General features: G+C 28.1%; 6 protein-coding genes. 2 read left to right on the top strand and 4 right to left on the bottom strand.

Translation table 11 applies throughout. The features are described from left to right. The 4 genes from ABJG40_RS14285 to ABJG40_RS14270 all read right to left on the bottom strand — a co-directional run. The coding region (locus ABJG40_RS14285) for an imelysin family protein (protein WP_348025268.1) at positions 1-444 on the bottom strand (444 nt) is incomplete at its 3' end. Positions 445-546: 102 nt separating this feature from the next. After that, positions 547-1,731, bottom strand: coding sequence for a DUF4856 domain-containing protein (locus tag ABJG40_RS14280; protein ID WP_348025267.1), 1,185 nt, complete (start codon positions 1,729-1,731; stop codon positions 547-549). Between the two features lie 132 nt (positions 1,732-1,863). Then, positions 1,864-3,369, bottom strand: coding sequence for a bifunctional metallophosphatase/5'-nucleotidase (locus tag ABJG40_RS14275; protein ID WP_348025266.1), 1,506 nt, complete (start codon positions 3,367-3,369; stop codon positions 1,864-1,866). A gap of 34 nt (positions 3,370-3,403) precedes the next feature. Then, the gene (locus ABJG40_RS14270) at positions 3,404-4,258 is read right to left on the bottom strand and encodes a hydroxymethylglutaryl-CoA lyase (protein WP_348025265.1); all 855 of its coding nucleotides are present in this window, start codon (positions 4,256-4,258) and stop codon (positions 3,404-3,406) included. Positions 4,259-4,342: 84 nt separating this feature from the next. On the opposite strand from ABJG40_RS14270, the gene ABJG40_RS14265 reads away from it, so the two are divergent. Continuing rightward, positions 4,343-5,518, top strand: coding sequence for an MFS transporter (locus tag ABJG40_RS14265; RefSeq protein WP_348025264.1), 1,176 nt, complete (start codon positions 4,343-4,345; stop codon positions 5,516-5,518). 142 nt (positions 5,519-5,660) lie between these two features. Then, positions 5,661-5,983 (top strand): FAD-binding protein (locus tag ABJG40_RS14260; RefSeq protein WP_348025263.1); only part of this gene is annotated, 323 nt, incomplete at its 3' end.

Below are 5,983 nucleotides of genomic sequence, written 5' to 3'. Positions count from 1 at the left end.
CAATAAATAATCTAAGGCAGAAAAACCTTGAGCGTCTCTATTATTTACATTGTCTAAATCATAAACACCTGCAGTAATATTTTCTTCTACATCTGAAATATTTAAAGGATAAACATTCATGTGAAAAGAATACTGAATTTCTTCTGCCTTACCAATATTAAACATTTCTATTTGTTGCCAAACGGTATATGCTGCCAACCAAGAAGTTCTTAAATCGTCTAAATTTGTTTGATTTGGATTGTTTGTAAAAGTTGTACCTGCAGATGTTAAAGTTGCCAATTTTGTACTAAAATCAGTATACGCAGGAATAATAATATTATCTGCAATATTTGTTAGCAAGGCATTTCTATCAAAAGTATCTACCTCTTTTTCTTCAGATTCAGAAGAACTACAAGAGAAAAATAAAACTACCGATACAAAAAGTGTCAAAAATCTTTTTAGCATTCTATCTATTTTTATTAAATCTAAATATAAAACAAAAGTAGTGAAAAAGTATTCAATTCATACTTTTTCACTATTTGTATAAACAATTTAGATTATTGTTAATTAATGTGTTTCTGCAACAGTAAAACTAAATTTAGAAGCTATTGTTGTAGAAATATCGTCTAAGGTAGTTGATGTAACATCCCAAAAACCATTGCCAGCTTGTAAAGTTGTCATAAAACCATCTACTTCTTCTTTAGATAAATAAGGTTCTGTAGAATTTGGTTTTCTTGTAAACTGTAAACTATAAACAAAACCTAAACCTTCTGATAAATCATGAAAAGCAGCAGCTTTATCTGAATCTAAAACATCTTTACCAGCTTGTAAATAATGTACTGCTCTAACACCTATAATAATAGATAATTTTTCTCTTAATATTTCTGCTTGCTCATTTCTTGTTGTATAATCTTTATTTACAATAGCAGCTCTACCTAATTTAAAAGCATTGTAAATATCTGTAGCAATGCCTGTAAAGTCTTCATCACTATCAACTCTATCTAAATATTTATTTAAAAAACTATCGTTTCCTAAAGTTGGTGCAGTAGCATTTGCTTCTAAGCCATATAAGTACCCAAAAGCTTCATCCCATTTATGCTCCATGGTAGTATAATTGTTATCACCATCTAAAATATCTGCATCGTTATTAGCTATATTATCTCCAGCATCTAAAACAGCAACACTTAAATAATTGTTTACTATTTGATCTATCATTAAACCACCTATTAAACCTTTATTAATTACCTGATTATACTCTAAACCTTTTTCATTTACATATCTTGTTTTCGTACCATCTGCACTTAAAACTCCACCCGCAACACCTGCTGATGCATCTTCATCCCATTGAGGAAAAACATCATTTACTTGCGCTGCAATCCAAGAATCAAATTGTGCTTTTATAATAGAAGCATCCGCAGTGTTATCTGAATAAAAATCTGTTGAAGCTGCTGTTTTGCTTCTTATACTTTTTGATGAAGCATTTAAGTCTGCATCTGTAAAATCTGCTTCACCTTCTACATGTGCAAATTTACCACTTAATGAAGCCGTTGTTTGCGTATTATCAGAAAGTGCAGATACAAATTCTCCTCCCATTGCTATTCTTGTTGTTTGTCCACTATAACTTACTGTAGTGACTCCGTTTCTTTTAAAACTATATGTTGCTGGTGCTTCAGTAACTGTCAATTCGTTCTCACTATTATTACATGATAATAATACTAATGCCATTGATAACGATAATAAAACTTTTTTCATATTTATTTAGATTAATTATAAATAGTTAATTTATTTTTCGTGCAAATGTACTACACATTTTTACATTAACAAATATTATTTAGATTTAATTTAAATAAAAATTAAAGTAATAACTAAAGCTTATACTAAAAATTAAAAAGACTTTAAATAAGAAATTACAGTTTTTCGAATATCAGAAGATATTTCTGTAGGCTTAGGTTTATAAATAGACAAAACATCTTTGTTTGTTGCGGATAAAAATGGAATATCAATACCTTTTAATAAATAATCAGAAAAAGCTACAGAATAGGTTTTGTTAATATTTAATTCTTTTCCATTAATTATCCATTTATTTCCTACTTTTTCTGCATTATAATGTTGCAAATAAGCACCTGTACCTGAAGCTAATTGCCCATAATTTAAAACACGTTTTAACAACTTCCCTTTAAGGGTTACTTTTAAAATATCACCTCCATAAGGTAAAACTCTAAAAATATCTACAGCAGTTATATATCCATTTAATTGATCATCAATTCTAACTGAGCCACCATTTACTAAAGCACAATCTACTTCATCATTAAAACCATAAGACATTGCTTTTGTAATAATCTGACCTAAATTTGTTTGGGTACTTCTAATAGGAGTATCTCTTCCGTCTAAAGGTGTTTTTGCTTCAAAAATTACTTCTTCTGGATTCTGAATGATTTCATTTATTTTAAAATTTAAAATTGATTGCCATTTATCTACAATTTTAGCAACTTCTTTATCAGATTTAATGGTTGTATTTATTTCTTTTAATTCTGATTTAACAACTGTTTTTTTAGTTTTTTTATCATAAGAAATTTTATGTACATACACTGTTTTTGCATTTGCATCTGCTTTTGCAATAATTACGTTTCCTATTTTGTCATAAGAATTTGCATGTTCATGACCTCCCATAATTAAAGGTAAATCAGGTATTAATTTTGCTATACGTTTGTCATTTGTAAGTTTAACATGTGTTAATCCAAAAACAACATCAACAGAATCTTTTAGAGCTGCATAAGATACTCTTGCTTTTACAAACATGTTTCCATATTCTACAAAATCTTTTGGATTTGATGGAATACAGACACTAATAAAACCGACTTTAATTTTTGTGCCATCTTTATCAGAGAATTCTTTGATAAAAGTTTCACCAACGTGTTCTTTATGTCCATTTTTTTCTTTGAAAAATGGAATTGAACTTTCTTTTGTTTTTAGCTTTACATTGGCAGAAATCCAAGGAAAATTGCTTTCATTTAATCTTTTTTGTAAATCTTTTTGAGAAACGTCAAATTCATGATTCCCAAAAGCTACTAAATCAAAATTCATAGCATTCATAACTTCAACCATTTGTTTACCACGTACTATTTCTCCATCAACTTTTAAAGTTCCTAATAAAGAAGGGTTTAAAAAATCACCAGCTAAAAATAACATTGTATTTGGGTTTTCTGCTAATAATTCTTTGTGAATCGTTTCTACTCTTGCCATTCCTCCAAAAGCTCCTCCTTGAATGGGTGCTATTTCATAAACATCATTCAACTGTAAAAAAGTAAAATCTATTTTGCCATCATCTGTTGAGCAAGACATTAAAATAGCTAGTGATAATAAATAAAAAAGTGATTTTGTGAATTTCATTTTGATTTCTTTAAAAAAAACTTAATTGTTGATATTAAAATGTTTCCAATGCTTTATTGTAAGCACTTTCAAAGCTCATAGGTTTTACACCTGTAACTGCTTTATGTACTGTAAAATAACTCAATAATTTTTCTGTTGGCATGTTACCAGTTAATTCGTTTTTAGCCATTGGGCAACCTCCATAACCTTTTATAGCTCCATCAAAACGTAAACAACCTGCTTTATATGCAGCATCTACTTTTTCGTGCCATTTACTAAGGGTTGTGTGTAAATGTGCTCCAAATTCAATATCTGGATAACTGTGAATTAAATTACTAAACAAATAATCGATTACTTCTGGAGTTGAACTACCAATTGTATCTGAAAGTGATAAAATTTTAACACCCATTTTAAACAATTTTTCTGTCCACTCACCTACTATTTCAACATTCCAAGGGTCTCCATAAGGGTTGCCAAAACCCATAGATAAATATGCTACAACTTGTTTGTTTGATTTGTCTGCAATATTTAAAATAGCGTCTAAAGTTTTTATAGATTCTTCAATCGTTTTATGTGTATTACGCATTTGAAAGTTTTCAGAAATAGAAAAAGGATAACCTAAATAATCAATTTCTTCAAATTTTATAGCATCATTTGCACCTCTTACATTGGCTATAATTGCTAATAGTTTACTTGTAGTTTTCGATAAATCTAATTTATTTAAAACTGCAGCAGTATCTCGCATTTGCGGTATTGCTTTTGGTGAAACAAAGCTTCCAAAATCTATAGTATCAAAACCCACTTTTAATAATGAGTTAATATATAATGCCTTTTGTTCTGTAGAAATAAAATGACTTTTTATTCCTTGCATTGCATCACGTGGGCATTCTATTATTTTAACTTTTTTCATCAATTATCAAAGATAAAGATTCTAATGAAGCAGCAAAACATTTTAATTGATAATTGATTGCTTTTTGGTACTTTCGTTTTCTTTATGAACAGATCTAAAATTATACTTCCAATTATCATCATTTCTCAATTTTGCTGTACCTCTTTATGGTTTGCAAGTAATGGTGTTATGAATGATTTAGCAAAAACTTTTAATTTACAAGAAAGTGCTTTTGCTTCTTTAAGTTCTGCTGTACAATTTGGCTTTATAATCGGAACTTTAATTTTTGCGCTATTTACAATTGCAGATAGGTTTTCACCATCAAAAGTGTTTTTTACTAGTGCAATATTAGGTGCTTTATTTAATATTAGTCTCGTTCTAGAAAATCAAACTTTATATAGTTTAATAAGTTTACGTTTTTTTACTGGTTTTTTCTTAGCAGGTATTTATCCTGTAGGAATGAAAATTGCAACAGATTATTTTGATAAAGGTCTAGGTAAATCTTTAGGATTTTTAGTTGGAGCATTGGTTTTAGGTACAGCTTTACCTCATTTATTAAAAGATTTTTTACATAACTATTCTTGGAAAAACTTATTAATTTCTATTTCTGTTTTGGCAAGTTTTGGAGGTTTTATAATGCTTATTTTTGTGCCAAATGGTCCTTATAGAAAGGCGGGAACAAAACTTGATATTACTATTTGTTTTTCAATTTTTAAAAACAATAATTTTAAAAAAGCTGCTTTTGGATATTTTGGGCATATGTGGGAATTATATACTTTTTGGGTTTTTGTACCTATATTATTAAAAACCTATGCTAACTTACATGTAAATATTGTTTTTAATATTCCTTTATTATCTTTTATAATTATTGGAACTGGAAGTGTGTCTTGTATCTTGGCAGGATATTTAGCTGAAAAATTTGGAACTCAAAAAATAGCTTTTTATGCACTTTTACTATCTAGTTTTTGTTGTTTATTATCTCCTTTTATTTTTTCTCTCAATAATAAAAATATTTTTATCATATTCTTATTATTTTGGGGAATGTTTGTAATTGCAGATTCACCACTTTTTTCTACTTTAGTGGCTAAAAATGCTCCTTCAAAAGACAAAGGAACTGCTTTAACGATAGTTAATTCTATTGGTTTTGCAATTACAATAATAAGCATTCAAGTAATTAGCTACTTTTATGAAAATTTTAATTCTAATTACATATATATGGTTTTAGCAATTGGACCAGTTATTGGTTTATTTAGCTTTTCTAAACAAAAGAAATTAAACTAAATATTTAATTCAATTTTTATGTTAAAAGTGATTGTAAAATTATATAATTGATAAAATTACTTTTTACAAAGCATAATCTATATATATTACTATTTTTTATTCGGATATTTGCTTTTGAAATCTTATTTTTCAATAGTAAAAAATGATAGATAATACTACTTTAAACGAATTACACATTTCACTTTCTGGTGATGTTCTTTTTGACGATTTACATAAAACTTTATATGCTACAGATGCATCTGTATATCGTAAAATTCCTTTAGCTGTTGCATTTCCTAAGGATGATAAAGATATTCAAACGTTAATTGTTTTTGCAAATAACAATAACGTAACGCTAATCCCCAGAACTGCAGGAACATCTCTAGCAGGACAATGTGTTGGAGAAGGAATTGTAGTTGATGTTTCTAAACATTTTACAGAAATTATTTCTTTTAATGAAAAAGAAAAAACAATTACACTTCAACC

The organism is Polaribacter sp., from assembly GCF_039939415.1.
Classification (GTDB): Bacteria; Bacteroidota; Bacteroidia; order Flavobacteriales; family Flavobacteriaceae; genus Polaribacter.
The sequence above is the reverse complement of the archived record's forward strand: the minus strand, read 5'-3'. Positions and strand labels throughout refer to the sequence as shown.